16 protein-coding genes and 5 tRNA genes are annotated in these 18034 nt (G+C 41.9%); 15 read left to right on the forward strand and 6 right to left on the reverse strand.

Going from position 1 to position 18034, the window contains the following annotated elements:
• Positions 1-95: 95 nt before the first annotated feature.
• The 15 genes from Q4546_RS01895 to Q4546_RS01965 all read left to right on the forward strand — a co-directional run bounded on the left by Q4546_RS01895 (position 96) and on the right by Q4546_RS01965 (position 16678).
• The gene (locus Q4546_RS01895) at positions 96-2858 is read left to right on the forward strand and encodes a hypothetical protein (protein ID WP_303445577.1); all 2763 of its coding nucleotides are present in this window, start codon (positions 96-98) and stop codon (positions 2856-2858) included.
• A 146-nt stretch (positions 2859-3004) separates the two neighbouring features.
• The gene (locus Q4546_RS01900; RefSeq protein WP_303445578.1) at positions 3005-3766 is read left to right on the forward strand and encodes an SH3 domain-containing protein; all 762 of its coding nucleotides are present in this window, start codon (positions 3005-3007) and stop codon (positions 3764-3766) included.
• Positions 3767-3831: 65 nt separating this feature from the next.
• The gene (locus tag Q4546_RS01905; protein WP_241904112.1) at positions 3832-4488 is read left to right on the forward strand and encodes an outer membrane beta-barrel domain-containing protein; all 657 of its coding nucleotides are present in this window, start codon (positions 3832-3834) and stop codon (positions 4486-4488) included.
• Between the two features lie 76 nt (positions 4489-4564).
• The gene (locus Q4546_RS01910) at positions 4565-5068 is read left to right on the forward strand and encodes a TlpA disulfide reductase family protein (RefSeq protein ID WP_102528065.1); all 504 of its coding nucleotides are present in this window, start codon (positions 4565-4567) and stop codon (positions 5066-5068) included.
• A 31-nt stretch (positions 5069-5099) separates the two neighbouring features.
• Positions 5100-5321: a DUF4266 domain-containing protein gene (locus Q4546_RS01915; RefSeq protein WP_368506495.1), complete on the forward strand. Its 222-nt coding sequence runs from the start codon at positions 5100-5102 to the stop codon at positions 5319-5321.
• A complete protein-coding gene (locus Q4546_RS01920) occupies positions 5266-6462 on the forward strand; it encodes a DUF3570 domain-containing protein (RefSeq protein ID WP_303445579.1) in 1197 nt (398 codons plus the stop codon). The genes Q4546_RS01915 and Q4546_RS01920 overlap by 56 nt, the downstream gene beginning before the upstream one ends.
• 47 nt (positions 6463-6509) lie before the next feature.
• On the forward strand, positions 6510-7163 hold the full coding sequence (locus Q4546_RS01925; protein ID WP_303445580.1) for an AraC family transcriptional regulator: 654 nt from the start codon (positions 6510-6512) through the stop codon (positions 7161-7163).
• Positions 7164-7168: 5 nt separating this feature from the next.
• Positions 7169-9370: a hypothetical protein gene (locus Q4546_RS01930; RefSeq protein WP_303445581.1), complete on the forward strand. Its 2202-nt coding sequence runs from the start codon at positions 7169-7171 to the stop codon at positions 9368-9370.
• Positions 9370-12627, forward strand: coding sequence for a tetratricopeptide repeat protein (locus tag Q4546_RS01935; RefSeq protein WP_303445582.1), 3258 nt, complete (start codon positions 9370-9372; stop codon positions 12625-12627). Before Q4546_RS01930 ends, Q4546_RS01935 begins: the two co-directional genes overlap by 1 nt.
• Entirely contained in the window at positions 12602-13483 is an 882-nt protein-coding gene (locus Q4546_RS01940; protein WP_102477097.1) for a tetratricopeptide repeat protein, read from the forward strand. The genes Q4546_RS01935 and Q4546_RS01940 overlap by 26 nt, the downstream gene beginning before the upstream one ends.
• A gap of 1 nt (position 13484) precedes the next feature.
• Entirely contained in the window at positions 13485-13823 is a 339-nt protein-coding gene (locus tag Q4546_RS01945) for a hypothetical protein (RefSeq protein WP_102477096.1), read from the forward strand.
• A 123-nt stretch (positions 13824-13946) separates the two neighbouring features.
• Positions 13947-14600 (forward strand): MotA/TolQ/ExbB proton channel family protein, encoded by a 654-nt coding sequence (locus tag Q4546_RS01950; protein WP_102438963.1) that lies wholly within the window; start codon positions 13947-13949, stop codon positions 14598-14600.
• Positions 14601-14605: 5 nt separating this feature from the next.
• Complete coding sequence (locus tag Q4546_RS01955; protein WP_303445583.1) at positions 14606-15154, forward strand: biopolymer transporter ExbD; 549 nt, start codon at positions 14606-14608, stop codon at positions 15152-15154.
• A complete protein-coding gene (locus Q4546_RS01960) occupies positions 15151-15681 on the forward strand; it encodes a biopolymer transporter ExbD (protein WP_102438967.1) in 531 nt (176 codons plus the stop codon). The genes Q4546_RS01955 and Q4546_RS01960 overlap by 4 nt, the downstream gene beginning before the upstream one ends.
• A gap of 1 nt (position 15682) precedes the next feature.
• The gene (locus Q4546_RS01965) at positions 15683-16678 is read left to right on the forward strand and encodes an AgmX/PglI C-terminal domain-containing protein (protein ID WP_102532057.1); all 996 of its coding nucleotides are present in this window, start codon (positions 15683-15685) and stop codon (positions 16676-16678) included.
• A gap of 101 nt (positions 16679-16779) precedes the next feature.
• Here Q4546_RS01965 and Q4546_RS01970 read toward each other — a convergent pair whose 3' ends face one another.
• The 6 genes from Q4546_RS01970 to Q4546_RS01995 form a co-directional block, all read right to left on the reverse strand.
• Entirely contained in the window at positions 16780-17262 is a 483-nt protein-coding gene (locus Q4546_RS01970; protein ID WP_102477092.1) for a GNAT family N-acetyltransferase, read from the reverse strand.
• Between the two features lie 192 nt (positions 17263-17454).
• A tRNA-Gln gene (locus Q4546_RS01975) sits at positions 17455-17529 on the reverse strand.
• Between the two features lie 56 nt (positions 17530-17585).
• Positions 17586-17670, reverse strand: a tRNA-Leu gene (locus Q4546_RS01980).
• Positions 17671-17776: 106 nt separating this feature from the next.
• Positions 17777-17853 (reverse strand) — tRNA-Met (locus tag Q4546_RS01985).
• Positions 17854-17858: 5 nt separating this feature from the next.
• Positions 17859-17933, reverse strand: a tRNA-Gln gene (locus Q4546_RS01990).
• 25 nt (positions 17934-17958) lie between these two features.
• Positions 17959-18033, reverse strand: a tRNA-Gln gene (locus Q4546_RS01995).
• Position 18034 lies beyond the last annotated feature (1 nt).

An 18034-nucleotide genomic window follows, 5' to 3' on the forward strand; every position in this document is an offset into this window, starting at 1 on the left:
GAAACACTGAGACTAGGCGGCAATAATGTCAAGAGTTATTACGTTTTAACCATGTAACGATAACAATAATAACAATTATATATTAAGGGTAATAAATGAAGCCATTTTTCGGCTTAAAGGGATTAGGCCGTAAAACTTTTGACAATAAAGTTTTAGGCTATAAAGCTTTTAGTTATCAAGCATTAATGGCGTTTCTTCTTGTTAGCGGTTGTAACACGGATACCGCGCTTAAGGATGAACAGCCTGATCCTGTTTTAGTTGAATACCCTGTGGTTTACATTCAGCGCGATCTCATTACCCAGCCCAGTGATGACAACCCAGAATCCGCTAGTTTTCAAAGTAGAAACCCAAGCCAATTTAATCCTGGCGCACAATTATTTGTAAAACGAAATGCGTTTACTGACTCACCCGTTACCAATATCACCGCCGAACTTTTTGCCGATTTAATCACCGAAGATCCTGACACTATCCAACGCATAGATATTCGTGATTTATCAGTCTCTGATGATGGTCAACAATTTTTAGTCTCTATTCGCGCGCCAGAAATTGCTGATGCCGACGAAGATGAACAACCAAGTTGGAATATATGGCGTTACCAATTATCTGACCAATCACTGACCCGATTAATAGACAGTGATACGACTGCCGAACAAGGTGATGACTTGATGGCATCCTTTCTCCCTGATGGACGGATTATATTTGCCTCAACCCGCCAGCGCTTATCACGAGCCATTTTACTCGATGAAGGTAAACCGCAATACACCGCTCTCGATGAAAGCCGCGATAACGAAACGTTCAACATCCATTTAATGAACGATGATGGTAGCGGTATTGAGCAACTGACCTTCAATCTTAGTCATGATTTCTACCCACTGGTATTGCAAGATGGACAAATCCTCTATAGCCGTTGGGATGACATGGGTAGCGACCATGGTATTAACCTCTACAAAATGAATCCAGATGGCACTGAGAATGAATTAATGTTCGGCTGGCATTCTCATCAAATGACTCTCGATGAGCAAGATGAACAAATTGAGTTTGTTAAACCGCAGCAATTACCAAATGGCAATATACTAATGCTGCTGTCATCACAGGATGAAATTAGTTATCAAAAAAGGCCTGTGACAATCAATATCGATGAGTATATTGATAACCAGCAAGCCACTGCGGTATCGGGCGAAACCGACAACACAACTAACAATGCCATAAGCGATTTACCGCTCAGTTTTGATTTTAAATTTAACTTCGCAGACGCGCTATCTCCTTCTGGGCGCTTAACTCATTTATATCCATTACCTGATAACAGCCAACGTTATTTATTGAGTTGGGATCTTTGTCGGGTTGTTGTTGAAGAACAAATCCGTGCATGTGGTCAATTAACTGATGAACAGTTACTGGATCAAACTTTAACACTTGCCGATCCCTTATATGAGCTTTGGCTACTTAACGATGCCGACGGTACTCAGCAGTTAGTCGCCAATAGCGAAGAAGGTAAAGTGATTACTGAAGCGTTAGTGATGCAGCCTTCATCGCAACCTAAAGCCTTTATCGCCGATCAAGTGATTGGTAATGAACTTGATCCACAGTTGCACCAAGAACTCGCTGCGGCAATTCACATTCGCAGCGTATATGATTTTGATGGTCAAGACAGCAGCAGTAATCAAGGCGGTATTAGTCGATTAAGCGATCCTTCATTAACCCCAGCCAGTGAATTACCAGCGCGCTTTTTAAAAGTCGTCCGCGGCGTACCTATGCCACCTGATGAAGTTCGAGATATTGCCAATACCGATTTTGGCCGCAGCCGAAATCAATTAATGCGCGAAGTTATTGGCTACACCCCAATTCAGCCAGACGGCTCAGTGAAAATTAAAGTCCCTGCAAATGTGCCATTGGCCATCAGTGTCTTAGATAGCAACGGCCAACGCATTGGTGGTCGCCACAGCCAATGGATAAGTTTACAAGCCGGTGAAACCCTGCAATGTATGGGTTGTCACACGGCTAACAGCCAATTACCTCATGGCCGTTATGATGCCCAAGCAGACAGCATTAACACAGGGGCGATTGGTGGCTCTGCATACCCTAATGCCAGCAGCAATATTATTCCAATACAAGGTCAAACCATGGCGCAGGCCGATGCCATGGTCAATGGCATTGCAGAGCTATCAGCGAGCCTACGTTACGATGATATTTGGACTAATCCAGCTATCTCAGCGCCAAACCCGAGTATGAATCTGAGTTATGAAAACTTAACAACCCCTGCACCAAATGGCAGTGAATGTTTTAATAATTGGACCCCATATTGCCGCATTCAAATCAACTATGAAGAACATATTCAGCCCCTTTGGGATTTACCTCGTTTAGCCATAGACGAAGACACCTTAGAGGTCCTTGCGGATAACACTTGCACCGTGTGCCATAGCAATGTCGATGATAATAACCTTGCCCAGGTGCCAGCTGGTCAGCTTGAATTGATTGCAGCTCCATCAATAGATCAAATCGCTCACCTAACGAGTTATCGTGAGTTATTTTTTAATGATGTCGAACAAGAAGAAGTGGATGGGATCGTTATCGACAAACTAGTCGAAGTGCTAGATGCCGATGGTAACGTGGTTTATCAACTGGATGCCGATGGTGAATTGATACTCGATGCCGAAGGTAATCCAATTCCTGTATTAACCACAGTGAATGTACCAGCAATTATCTCGACTAATGGTGCCAGAGCCAGTAGCAGGTTTTTTAATACCATGAATGATGAAACCCATCAAAATATGCTGACAGCCGACGAACTTAAATTATTAAGCGAATGGATAGATATTGGGGCTCAGTATTACAACACCCCTTTTTACGCTCAAGATTAGTCGAAAAGACTTTTGATAACAGCCGCCATAATAAGAGCAACCTTGGTAAGAGACGGCTTGATAAGAAAAACCTTGATAACAACAAAGTTAAAAGCCAAATAAAAACAACAATAAACAAGGACTGATGATGTTACAAAAAGGAAACTATGTTTAATTTCGCCTGCCCATTCAAATTCATGTTGGCAGGTACATTACTCTGTTTAACGTTATTGAACTCCAACCTTGCTCACGCTGAATCCTCGGCGGCGCAGTTAACCATTGATGTTCCCTTTGTTGAGCTTCATTCAGGCCCAAGTGCAGGCTATCCCGTCGTACATGTTGTTGAGCAACATGAACAGGTCAGTGTACTACTCAAACGAACATCTTGGCTCAAAGTCCGTGATAAGCGTGGCATTGAAGGTTGGTTTCATGAAGATGACTTACGCGGACTCAGCCAACATGGTGAAGCGGTTAACCAGCATGTCATTGGCACTGAAGCCTTTATGCAAAGAGACTGGGAATCGGGCGTAATGTATGGCGACCTTGAAGGCGCTAACTTTTATAACGTGCACTTAGGCTATGTTTTCACCCCTGTTTTTAGTGCTGAAATATCTGCAGGTAAAGCCTTAGGTAGCATTTCTGATAGTGACTTATTTGAAGCCATGCTTAACAGCCATCCTTTTCCTGAATTTACCTTGGTCCCTTACATTGGCATAGGTGGCGGCATTATCAACACTAAGCCTCACAGTGTTATCGCGGATTCTGAATCACGTCAAAGCACCTTAATGAGTGCAGCGGCTGGGGTTAAATACCATCTCGCACGTAACTTTATCTTACGCGCCGAATATAAACTCTCGTTGGCCTTAACCGACAGAGATGAAAATGAACAACTTCAATCTTGGAAAGTCGGCTTTAGCGTCTTTTTCTAATGGGCATGGGAATAATGAAGGCAATGATGAAAACAGCGATAACAACAAAAATAAGCATTAATACCATGGTAAAAAACGCAATTAAATCTTGTTTAACCCTAAGTATCGTCACTTTAGGCATGGGCTATAGCGCCATTGCACTTTCAGCTGAAGCTAGCCAATCAAATACCGTCGGAGTTAAAGCCGATGTTGAGCGCCGCGAAGTACTCGATGATGTATTGGATACCGAAAATTTCGAGGTCGGTATTCAAGGTGGCTTGATGTCAATTGAGGACTTTGAAAATAGCCCTTGGATTAGTGCACATCTGGGGTATCACATCAGTGAACACTTTTATGTCAAAGGCAGATATGCAGTCGCTGAAGGCGGATATACCAGTTTTGAGAAGCTTGCTCATACCGCGCCTTTACTGACAGATGAAGAGCGCGAAATGACCTACTACGGCCTCAATATTGGTTATAACCTTCTGCCTGGTGAAATATTTTTCAGTGAAGATTTAGTCTTTAACAGTGTGTTCTCCATTGAAGTCGGTGGTGGTAACACTGAGTTTGCCGGTGATGAACAATTTACGGTGAACTTAACCGCTAACTACCGTGTTTTTCTCAATGACTGGGTTGCATGGGATCTGGCGATGAGTGACTACATCTTTGACACTCAAATAACAGGCTCATCAAAAACGACGCACAATTTAACCTTTTCTACCGGTATTGCTGTTTATTTTTAATCTATAGCCGTTGGTCACAACCTAGCTCGAAAAAGAGTTAAACAAAAATTAAATAGTAAGAAAAAAAGGATTATCAATGATGTTATTTAAGCGTGGGTTCATTGCCCTGTTTACCCTATTTACTTTAAGTGTATCGATTCAAGCCAATGCGTTATCAGAAGGCGATATGGCACCAGATTTCACCTTAAAAAACATGCAAGGTGAGAACCTTAAACTCTCTGAGCAGCGCGGCAATATCATCCTGATTAACTTCTGGGCATCTTGGTGTGGACCTTGTAGAAAAGAGATGCCAGTACTGCAAAAGCTTGAAGACAAATATCGAGATTTAGGCGTTGCCGTTTGGGGCGTCAATGTTGAGCAAGAAAACCAAGCAGGTAAAGACTTTCTAGCCGATCTTAATTTAAGTTTTGACATCTTTTTTGACGAAACAAACAGCCTATCTGAGACCTACGATGTAAAAGCCATGCCAACGACTGTGATTGTCGATCGCGACGGCAAAGTGCGATATGTGTTCTTAGGTTATCAAGACGGTTACGAGAAAAAATACGCCGCTGCGATTAAAAAGCTGATCAGAGAGTAACCCTATGATGAATCCAATCAAAAAAATGCTCATGCTCATAACGGCCCTGTCGTCACTATTCATAATATCCGGCTGCTCAAGTTTAGACATAGAACCTTGGGTAAAACCTTATGAACGCCAAAACCTTGCCGATCCTATTATGCGATTTGGTAGGCACCCCATTGCCAATATGCACGTAGCGCATGTATTGGAGGCCCGTGAGTCTGCTCGCGGAGCAGAAGGAACTGGAGGCGGTGGCTGTGGTTGTAACTAAGATGCTCAAGTGCTTATTAAAGACAGCCACACTGACAGGATTAATTCTCTGCTCGCCACTCAGCCTAGCAGCAGTGCTAGAGCCTGATCGCGCTGATGTGCTTTATCACAGCTATGAAGGCGGCGGGATGAAAATTGACGGTCCTTCGGTATTGCTTCGAAAAAAGACCTCAGAATCATTGGCGTTTACTGGCTACTACTACCTCGATAGCATTTCTTCGGCCTCTGTAGATGTGCTCAGTACAGCAAGTCCATATAGCGAAAAGCGCCATGAAGGCCAAATTGGGGTCGAATACCTCAACGATAAGACCTTAATGACCTTTAATGCCCGCCAGAGTGATGAAGACGATTACCTCGCACAATCCTTTAGTGTTAATGTATCTCAAGATACCTTTGGCGATTTAACCAATTTAAGTCTTGGTGTGTCATATGGTGATAATGAAATACGCCGCAATGGCGATGACCAATTTGAAGAACAAAGCCAGCAGTACCGTATTCGCGCAGGCATAAGTCAAATTTTAACTCGCAACTTAACCGCGCAACTTAACTTTGAAGCCATTGCTGACGAAGGTTACCTCAATAACCCATACCGTACGGTACGCTACATAGATACAACTAACCCATCCGGTGTTGGCTATCAGTCTGAAATCTATCCAGAGACTCGTAACTCGTTTTCAACCAAATTATCGGCAAGCTACTTTCTGCCCTATCGCGCGGCGTTATTTTTTCATTATCGCTACTTCAACGACAGCTGGGAAATTGATGCTAATGATGTCGAACTCGGATACCGCCACCCTATTGGTGACTTCTTAGAACTTGAATTTAAAGTGCGTTACTACCAGCAAACTCAAGCTGAATTTTATAGTGACTTATTCCCTTATCAAGATGCACAAAACTACCTAGCCCGCGATAAAGAGTTAAGTGACTTTAATGACTTAACCTTAGGCCTAGGTGTCACTTATTTAATGCCAGAAAGCTTATCTTTTGTAGATACTCGTTCAGAAGCCAGTATTCAATGGGACTACATCACCTTCGACTACAACAACTTTAGAGATCCCACTGCTGATGGTGGCGTAGGTAACGAACCGTTTTACAATTTTTCCGCTAACGTCATCCGCGCTTTTTATAGCGTTTACTTTTAATCATTTTGCGTAATGTTAGCGATTTAGCCCATTTTCAAGGTAGGAATATGAACAACACAGATCAAGGTACTGGACAAGGTACAGCGCAGGGTAACACTGTTAAGTCATCTACAAATTTTAAAATATGGCTCACTTTGGGAATATTTATAGCCGTATTCTGGAGTGCGATGCAGCCAAGTGCCGCGTTAGCCAATACTGATAATGACGCGAGTGCTAATGCAATTACTAATGGTAATAGTAGCGCTGATAGTCAGAGTCAGGTAGCAAGCGAACTTGAAAATATTAAAAGCCAAGTCATTAAATTAAATCGTGATTTATTCATTCTTGAAGAAGACTTATTGTTCCCCGCAAGCACTCAAATAGCTGTATTTGTGTCAGTGGATATTGGACGTTTTTTTACCCTAGACAGTGTCGAGCTAAAAATTAATCAGCAAAATGTAGCCGGTTTTTTATATACCCAACGCCAACGTCGAGCACTGGAAAAAGGCGGCATTCAAAAAGTCTATATGGGCAATTTGAAAATGGGACAGCATCAGCTTACCGCTATTTTTACCGGTGTTGATGCAGAAGGTCGCACCGTACAAAGAGCAGTGACTCATCAATTTGAAAAGACAGATGAAACCGTGATGGTGGAATTGAAACTTGAAGATAATGAATCCAGTTATCGTGCAGATGTGAAAGTTGAAGAGTGGGTTTTATAACGGTTATGCCAGTTAATATTAACCAAGCTTTCCGTGACTTTAGCCGCTATGCAGTAGCAACGCCTCAGCTAAAAGCGATAATACTGCTTATCGTTAGCGGCTGTTTTTCAACTGCAGTTATCAGTGCTGATATGCCCACTGACGTCTCAACTGATGAGCTAAATAAGCAACCAATTGAAGTTGCTAATGCAACGGCTGCAACTAATTTAACCCTTGCTCAGCAAGCTAACCTGCGCAATAAACTTTATCGCCAAGCCTTATACTTTTATTTTGAAGGTGATTACAACGCCGCATTAAGCCAAGTTAGCCTAAACAGACAGCGCTTTGATGCTGATACCGCAAAAAGCCATTTGTTTGAAGCTGGCTTACAGGTATCCATCGGTTTACATCATCAAGCTACTGAGACGTTGGCCACGTTCGAGCAAGCATTAATTCAACAACAAGCAGACGATAAGTTGGCAGGTATTGAGCCACCAACCGAAGATAAACAAGGCAATAAAACTGCCACCTCTGCTGATGAGCTAAAGCTTATCGCGCTACTACAGTTGTCAGAACAACAAATAGAGCAAGGTAAACACAGTGCTGCCCAGCAAACCCTCGCTAATATCACTCAACTGCCTGCTTCATATGCTGAGCAATATCAGATCCTACATCAATTGGCATATTGGCCTGCATCTGTGACTCCTTCAGCGAAAATACTTGATGAGTCAGCCGCGGGATCAAACCAAGCAGATACTGAATTAACTGCAAAGTCAGCATTATCTGCTTACGTCATGCTTAACCAAGCACTGCAATTGATGCAAGCAAAGGATTATCAACGCGCAGAAACACTGCTGGTACGCATTAAAAACATAAACTTAGCAGCAACTGAAACGAATTTCTGGCAAAGCTTATTTACCGAAAAGAGTCCACAACAACGAGCTCAAGTTTCTAGTAAAAATGTTAATAAAGAAATCACTGACATAAGCATAATGACAGCTGATGAATTAAAGGCAGACAAACAAATCCAGCAGCAAGCCATTAATGATTATGCTCAATTATTGTTAGCCCAACTGTATGTTAAACAAGGTCTATACCAAGCAGCATTCGATCAATTACAAGATTTTCCTGAGCACAGTCCTTACACTGAGTCTGCACTATTTCTATTTGCCTTTTCAGCTCAACAGGTCAAGCAATATGACACTTCACTGGCATTGCTTGATTTATTAAAACGTGACTATCAATACTCCCAGCTCGGTTGGCAATCAGCATTACTCATTTCTGCTCAAATTAAACAGCAAAACACGCTTTCTGAGAGCCTGTATAGCTATCAACAAGCCGAGCAACTCTATGTTGAACAATTAGCTGACTTAGCACGCTTTCATACTGATATTAAGCAAACCGAATTAACGCCATTATTGTTCAACAGTAATGTAAACGCTCAAACGGGAGCTAATAGTCAATGGCTGCAAAAAGCCTTAGAAAATCCAGAGCTGAAACACGATATTGATACCTTATCTGAGTTATCACGGTTAACGAGCAGTATTGACCGTCAGCAGCAAAAAAATGCCTGGATAAAAGAGAGCTTAACACTCAATAAACAGCGTCAAGCTCGCATCATCGAACAGCAAAGCCAAACCCAGTATCCTGAATTGATTCAGCAGTTAACCAATCAAAAGCAGCTGTTAGCACAAATGATTACTGAGGCTGAGGCACAAGAAAACGCAGATATTTTTGCCAATGACGCAGAGCAAGCATGGCTTAAACGCGTCAATGAAAGTGAAAACGTTATCAAGGCTATTCGTGGTCAGCGCAGCACTGAAGAGTATCAACAAAGACTAAACCGCGTTAAAGCAGTCCTTAACTGGGAGTTGCAACAGCAATTTCCTCAAAGATTATGGCAACATAAAAAATTACTTAAACAAGTCGACCAACAACTCGTACTGGTAAGTCTGCAGCAACAACGCTTTGCTCAGTTAGCCAATTCTCAGCAACAAACCACTGCGTTTGAGCAGCGCCAAGCTCAAGCAGAAACGAGACTGGTTACAACAATTCAAAATATCGCAGCACTTGAATCCTCAACCAAAGCTCAAATTCAACAAAAAATCTCAGCCTTTGTTTCTGAGCAACAAATTCAGCTTGAACAGTTATTACTGGCCTCTCGCCATGAAATGGCGGCTGTATTAGAGCAAATGTCCCAACCTGTTATAAATGGGGAGAAATTATAATGACCCCATCAAAACCAACGCTATCTCTACTCGTTAGCTGCATGATCATTGCTGGCGTCAGCGGTTGTAAAAGCACCCTAGATACTCAAGCTAATAACAATCCCAAAAGAGCGACATTAACTGATTTAGCCAAACAACAACCCCAAGTTTCATTGGACTCACTTGCTCTGACAAAAGCGCAGCGAAGCCAAAAACTTGCGCAAATTTATCAGCAATTACTGACATTAGAACCCAACCCAGAAGTCAGAACACACGTTGAATATCGTCTGGTTCAAATTAAGACTGAAAATCTTGAAGAGCAAATGTTTGGTGAGCTTGAAACCACAGTTCTTGATGAAGATACAGGGGTTAACCCGTTAGCTGCAGAGCAAAAAGCTTTGCAACAATTCAAGCAAAACGATCAACAGCTAGTAAAATTAATCGCTGAGTATCAAACACTATTACAGCGCTACCCTAATCGCGCTGATAACGAGCATCTGCAGTATCAACTGGCAAAAGCGCTAGATTTGCAAGGCCAGCTAGATGAAAGCTTAATCGAGATGGAATCGTTATTATCCCGCTACCCTAACACTCAATATTTAGCGGAGCTTAACTTTAGGCGCGGCGAAATCTATTACAACTTGCAAGATTACCCTGCTGCGATAAGCGCTTATAAACAGGTTCAATCAGCTGATAACAATGATAAATATTTACTCAACAGCATTTATATGTCTGGCTGGTCACTGTTTAAACTGAATCGCTTACCTGAGGCTGATAGTACCTTTTTAGCCGTGTTCGATACGATTTTAGCTAACCATAAACCAAAGCAAAATGAGTTAACCGCAACGGATTTCAGTTTTGCCAGTTTGAGCAGTCGCGAGCAAAACCTAGCAATTGATGCGCAGCGAGTTTTAAGTATTTCACTCAGTCAGCAGCAACAATCCGTATCCTTAGTTGCACTGGTGACATCAAAACAAGACACGCGTTACTTACCTATTTATCAACATATTCTATTTGATAACTTAGCAAAATTCTTACTGAAACAAGAGCTGCAACATGATGCAGAGCTGGCCTATCAAGCCTATATCGATTTGGCACAAGATAACATTTGGTCTGCTCGTTACTCATTGGCTTTACTTGAGCTTTATCAGCGCCAAGGTAAATTTGCTTCAATGCATAAACTCAAAAATGATTATATTAACCAGTACGGGTTAAATAGCACTTTTTGGAGTCAAGCAAGTGCAAAGCATCAACAAGAGTTACTGCCTCATTTACTGGCATTTAGTGATGAGCATAGCCGCAGAGTTTACGCCAACGCGCAAAATCAGCCTGCAGGCATTGGCCGAGTAAGCGCTTTTAAAGCGGCTGCAAATGCATTAAGTACTTACTTACAACTCGCAAAATTGCCACAGGCAAGCAGCTTACTCAGCAAAGATATTCACACTGATGAATACCTGTTTGCTGATGCTAATTTTGAAGCCAAGCAATTTAGACAAGCACTTAACAGTTATAAAACTATCGCTTATGGTGAAATCAGTTCTATTGATGATTCGGTTCAAGCAGACCAGCCAAACCAACAAGCTGATCACTTAAGCCAACCAAATAAGCAGCTAAACCAAGAGCAGATAGCCCTCAAAAAGCAGGCTGCTTATGCAACCACAATCACAATTCGAGAAATCCTAACGCCACTGCAAAATCAAGCTAATGCAAATTTGGATAGCACTCAGGTCGTTGTCCAAGAGAGGGTCGCCTTAGATAAACAGTTTATCGCCAACTATCCAGATGATAAACGCGCTCTAGAGCTTGCAACTCACGGCGCCCAATATTCATTTGCATCGAAAAATTACCTGGATTTAGCCCAGTTCAGCGAATTTGTATTAGTGACTCACGGTGTCATTAATCAACCCTCTGAGAAAAGTGCAGAACAAATAGCGGTAGTAGCGCGACAAACACCTGATGAATTAGCCAGTGTACAAAAACCTCAGGCTTATATCGCCCTAGATAAATCAAGTGTTATCAATCCAGTAGAGCACGGTAAACAGCTGCCTAAAACTCAATTAAAACAAGTACAACTTGTGACTCAGTTATATGCTCACGGGTTATATCAGCAAAGCCAATATGCCCTTGCTGAGCAATCTTATAATCTGGCGTTAAAATATTTAAGTGTCAGTCAAACACCGACAGCGCAGCAAGCGACATCACGAGTTGAAATGCGCGATTTATTAGCATCAAGCATTTACTTCCAAGCACAGGCTAACAAGAACGACAATCCGCAACTTGCTGTTGTCGATTTATTACGGATTAGCAAAGCTGTGCCTGAATCAAAATATGCAGTCAGTGGCGAGTTTGAAGCGGCGAATATCTTGCTTTCGCAACAGCAATGGCAACAAGCTATTACGGTATTGGTGCCATTTCAAAAGCGTTACCCTAAACATCAATTCAGTGCATCAATCCCAGCAAAACTTGCTCAGTCATATGAAGCATTAGAACAATGGGAATTGGCTGCTGAGCAACTGTTGATTATTGTTGCCAATGAACCCAAAGGAGCGCTAAAGCGTGAGGCGCAATATACTGCTGCGGAGTACTACCTCAAAGCAGGCGAAACCGAAAAAGCCCGCTTAACCTATCGAACATACGCTAAAGATTACCCTGAGCCTTTTGATGTAGCACAAGAAGTACGCCTTAAAATGAGCGAGTTTTATCAAGTTTCTAACGAGCCCAACAAGGAATATTACTGGTATCGCCAGATATTAACCTTCCACGCCAAGCAGCAAGCTAAAGCGAATACCTTTGCTGGGCGAGAAATTGAAATTGCCTCTATTGCAGCTTCTGAATTAGCCCAAGCACACCAGCAAACATTTATCGCGATTAAGCTAACCGCGCCATTAAATAAAACCTTGAAGCGTAAACAAGACGCGATGAAACAAGCTATTGGTTATTACCAGCAAGTGTTGGACTTTCAACGAGCACAATATGTGCCGCAAGCAACCTTTAACTTAGCTGAAATGTATCGCCAGTTAGCGGCTGATGTTATGGACTCTGAGCGCCCTAGTGACCTAGATGAATTAGCGCTGGAAGAGTACGAAATATTGCTTGAAGAGCTCGCCTATCCATTTGAGGAAAAGGCTATTGAAATTCATATCAGTAACACTGAGCGAGCTTGGCAAAATATCTATGACCAATGGATTGGCAAAAGTTTCACAACCTTAACTGAACTGTCACCTGCGTTATATAACAAACAGGAGGTGACACATGATGTCGTTGAATCAATTCACTAAACCTTTAAGTAAGAGAGTAAACAGTCGGGTGAATAATAAAGTGAATAACACACTTTCCTCAGCTCATGTCACCATCAAGTTATTAATGGGTTTCAGCCTAATGATCTTGTCTGCATGCTCAACGATGACTAATGATCAAGCGAGTGAAAACGCCGAAGCTAACGGTATTGATGCCCTAGATAGCAGTATGGTGGATATGGTTAACACAGATGATGGCAATGCTAGCTCTGTGGCAAATGGCTCTGTAGGGAACAGCTCGAACAAGCAAACGGCAAGTAATGGCGCTTTAAATGACATAACAGCCAACAATTACAACTTATATGCTGAGCAAGCACAGCAACGTTTAGCCAATGTACCCAGTACGGTGTTAACTCAGTATCAAGATGCGCTTGCTCTGATGAAACAACAGCAATTTGATCAAGCTGATGTATTATTCGATCAAGTACTCTTGGCGCAGCCAACCCTATCAGGTGCATTAGTAAACAAAGCCTTAATCGCCATTAATAAAAGTGACTTTAGTCAGGCTGAATCTTTGTTAAATCAAGCCATTGCCGTTAACCATAAAAACCCTTACGCCTTTCAGTTGAAGGCCCTTGTAGCAAGAAAGCAAGGTCAATTTGAACAGGCAGAAAAAGATTATTTAACCGCATTATCTATTTGGCCTAATTATCCAGAAGCACAAGTTAACCTGGCTATTTTGCTCGAGCTATACCGAGGAAAACTATTAGATTCGAGACGTTATTATCAATCCTATTTATTGCTAAAACCTGATGATGTTCAAGCCCAGCGATGGTTGGCTGGCGTTGAAATAAAAATTCAGCGCGCTGGGCTCAATTTGCAAGAAGGAGAAGGATAAGATGGTTAGTTCATTAACCCCGATGACAACATACCGTGTAAACGCAGCGGTTATTGCTGTTATGACACTCTTGCTGCTATCAGTCATTAGCATTGGCCAGCTTAATGCCGCTGAAACCGTCAGCACAGCAAACAAACCCGTATTAATTGAAAGTAAAGTGACCGGCACGCAAGAGCAACCCAAAGTGCTTTACATCATGCCTTGGCAAGGCATAACCAACCCTGTAGCAATACAAGATAACAATATGCAAATCATCTTGCCGCAATTCAAACCGATTAACCCTAAAAAGTTCCAACAAGAGGTACGTGATTTCAGTGTGAATACTTCATCAAAACAATAAAGGGTGTATTCACCAAGATAAAAGTTTAACCCGAAGCAGTAACAAAAAAGCAGTAACAAAAAATAACTACATTTAGGACGAGTCAAAAACAACTTCGTTCGACTCTATAAAAAGGAAAATATCATGAGTTTTACCGACCATATTATTGCATTTTTACAAAATGGTGGCCCGTTCATATACCCTATCGCCCTAGTATTAGTCGTCGGTTTGGCCATCACTATCGAACGCTGGTTATATCTCAGTTCAGCTCATCGCACTAACCAAAAAGCATTCTCGTTAATCAAAGAAGCACTTAAAAGCGGTGATGTCGCGACAATCAGTCAACATGCGCAAAATAATAAAGCCCCTGTATTTGATGTATTGCAATCTGGTATCGTCAGAATTTCACAAGCTAATCGCCGTGAAGATGTGGAATACGCCATGGAAGAAACCATCATGGAGTACATGTTGAGACTTGAAAAGCGCACGCCATTTATTGCTACCTTAGCCAATATTGCTACGTTACTTGGTCTACTGGGTACCATTATGGGGCTGATTGCAGCGTTCTCTGCGGTAGCCAGTGCAGATCCAGCTGAAAAAGCTAACCTGCTGTCTTCCAGTATTTCTGTTGCAATGAACACCACTGCATTTGGTCTTATTACCGCTATTCCGCTAATTCTATTTCACTCAACACTGCAAACTAAAACTGCGACTATTGTTGATTCAATTGAAATGGCTGGCATTAAATTACTTAATTCACTGTCATTTTCTAAGCAAGCGGATTCGGACCGAGGCTAATAATTATGAGACGCCGTCGTCGCCCTAATACCGAAGATGCAGAACTCGATATCACTTCATTTATGAATTTGATGATCGTGCTCGTGCCTGTGTTATTACTGAGTTTGGTATTTTCACAAGTACGGATACTAAATCTGCAATTGCCTGTTATGTCAGAATCTCAACAAGCTGAAGATGATCAAGAACCTAAAGTATTGGAACTGGTCATTACTCAGCAAAGTCTTGAGCTCAACTACCCTGCGGGCATATTACTTAAACGTTTTGAAACAACAGAACAAGGTTATGATTTCAAGGCTTTGTCTGTGTACTTACAAGACCTTAAACTGACTTTTCAACAACAAGAAATCGATAAAAATGACATAGTGCTTTTGCTTGAATCTAATATCGATTATCAGACCATTGTGACTGCAATGGATACCGTGCGTTCATACAAAGCAGTGGTTGCGGCTAATCTAGTCGATGCTGAACTGTTTCCGCTTATCTCATTAGGCGATGCACCTGAAGAATCACTTGCTGAAACACAAGTAAGTGAAACCACAGGAGGCAAATCATGAAGCAATCACCCAGAGCTAAACGACTTGCTAAGCACCATAAGCGCTTTAAATCAGGTGGCAAACTTAACTTAGTTGCCTTGATGGATATCTTTACGATTTTGGTATTCTTCTTGATTGTGAATCAATCTGAAGTACGCGTTCTACAAAATATCGAAAAGATAAAGTTACCTGTCTCTATTGCTGAAGAACTGCCAGTTGAAAACCTGGTTATCACAGTACTTAAAGATACAGTGCTTATCCAAGAGCGAGCTGTTTGGCAAAATAGTGCTGATAAGCCTAACTTCAGTGAACAAGAAAACCTTGAGTTTATCGAAGCGATGACTACTGAGCTTACATACCAAGCGAGTAAACGTACTGAGTTAACAGAGTCAGAAAAGGAAAAAGGCCGTGCCGTCACCATTATTGGCGATAGCAGCACACCTTATATGGCGTTAAAGCAAATTATGGCTGCTTGTGCTGAAACGGGATATAGAAATATGTCATTAGCCGTGGAACGCCAAGCCAGTAAAACGGCTGAGGAGAGTTAGCATGACAGCAGCAAGCTTATCCCATTCGTTTAATGGCAGTAGCCCAAATGGTAATAGCTTTAACGACATAGGTGATTTATTTAAGCCCAGTAAACAAGATAGGTTATTTAAACAGATCTTAGTGTTACTACTGGTCATTTACGCTGTGTTCGGCATCGGTGTGCCTTTACTTGAGCAAGTTGAAGTGCCAAGAGAAGTTAAAGAGCAATTACCACCGCAGTTAGCGAAAATAATGCTTAAAGAAAAACAACTTCCAGTGCCTGAAAAGCCAGAAGTTATTCCTGAACCTGAGCCAGAACTTGAAAAAGAACCGGAAAAGGTTGAAGAGAAGCCTATCGATAAACCTGTTGAAAAGCCAATAGTACAGCCGACAATGACCCGTGAGGCCGCAAAAGAAAAAGCACAAACTTCAGGGCTAGCAGCCATGAAAGATGAGCTTTTTTCAATGCGTGAAGCGTTTGATATCAAGCCGGCATCTCAAAGTGCCCTTGAACAAACGCAGGCGCAAGAAGTGAAAGTCAAACGTAAGATGTTAGCAGCTTCGGCCAATACCCAAAGTGAGAGTTTAACCACCTCTACCGTCAATCAAACCGTTGTGTCAGATGCTTTAAGCACTAAAAACACCCAACAAATTAGGTTGGCAGAAGAGGAGGTGTTAGCTACTCAAGGGGCAATTGCCGAGGAAGAGCAACTGGCTTCTGCGGGAAGCCAACGTTCAGAGGCAGCATTACGCCGCACACTTGAGGCGAACAAAGCACGTTTATATGCCTTGTATAATCGAGCTCTGCGTAAAGACCCTTTCCTCAAAGGTAAAGTCATGTTTGAGATTGAGATCCTGCCTAATGGCAGCATTAGTCGGGTTGATATTCAATCAAGCCAGCTTAACAATGCCAAATTAGAGCGCCAACTAAAGGTTGTGTTACGTTCAATCACCTTCCCAGCAGAAGATGTTGCAACAATGACAACCATTTGGGCGATCGACTTCTTACCCAGCTAGACAGAAGTAAGCGATAAATGATTAATTAATTTTTATCAGTTAACAATACGGCCAATTGGCCGTATTTTTTTATTTGCTTAAGGCTTAGAAAGTAAAACTGATTAAAGCACTTGCTTCATAATCTTAGCATCAGGGCCATAACTTGCGTTAGCCGCCTGCTCATGATCAATCTCAAAGCCCATTTTTTGCCAAAAAGGGACTGAGCCTTGTATTGCCACAAGTTGTATTTGTGAGTAATTGTATTGCTTAGCAATTAATTTTAACTGCTCAACCATTTGCTTACCGACTCCTGAGCCTTTTAATAGAGCAGATACCGCTAAATCATGTAGAAACAATTTATTACCCTCCTTTTTCTCAGAAAGTGTCTGATAGAGCTTAGGAGGAGTTTCATTAGCCCAAACATGAGCCAATAGATAAGCCATTACCTTTTGCTCTTCATTTTGATAGACAAAACAGCAGTGAGCAGAATGCTGCCATTTATCCCGAAGGACTTCGAGCGGCTCTGGTTCAATATCCACATACACTTGCGATTGGAGTTTATAGATTTCAGGCCACATTGACTCTGTAATTGGATTAATTGGCATTTTGGGCAGACTCTGAATGTAATAATTTAGAAAGTAATAATTTGGAACGTATGACTTATCCATCATACAAAAATAATCATATGCCTCAATCGATAAGTGATAATGGATAAATATAAGAAGATAAATCATAAATTTCAGGCAACAAAAAGCCCGTCATAAGACGGGCTCTTGCTTTAACCGTGAGGCTAAATTTGGCTGGGATACCAGGATTCGAACCTGGGGATGCCGAGATCAAAACCCGGTGCCTTACCACTTGGCGATATCCCAAAATTGGTTATGTATAACTTTTCATAAAGGAAGGTTTACATATTGAAAAAATTTGATGGTACGGGAAGAGAGACTTGAACTCTCACACCTTACGGCACCAGAACCTAAATCTGGCGTGTCTACCAATTCCACCACTCCCGCATCAAATCTTTCTCAGAATATACACTAATTATATATAGTGTAAACTCTGTTGTTGCTCTTTTCTAACTAAGTAGCATAGCGTTACCCACTAATCTACCTTTAAACATGGTAGCAATGGCGGGACTTGAACCTGCGACCCCAGCATTATGAATGCTGTGCTCTAACCAGCTGAGCTACATTGCCTAAGATGGCTGGGATACCAGGATTCGAACCTGGGGATGCCGAGATCAAAACCCGGTGCCTTACCACTTGGCGATATCCCAATAATCTTGTCTACTTACTTTAAAATGGCTGGGATACCAGGATTCGAACCTGGGGATGCCGAGATCAAAACCCGGTGCCTTACCACTTGGCGATATCCCAA

It is taken from the genome of Shewanella sp. 4_MG-2023, from assembly GCF_030548015.1.
GTDB lineage: Bacteria > Pseudomonadota > Gammaproteobacteria > Enterobacterales > Shewanellaceae > Shewanella.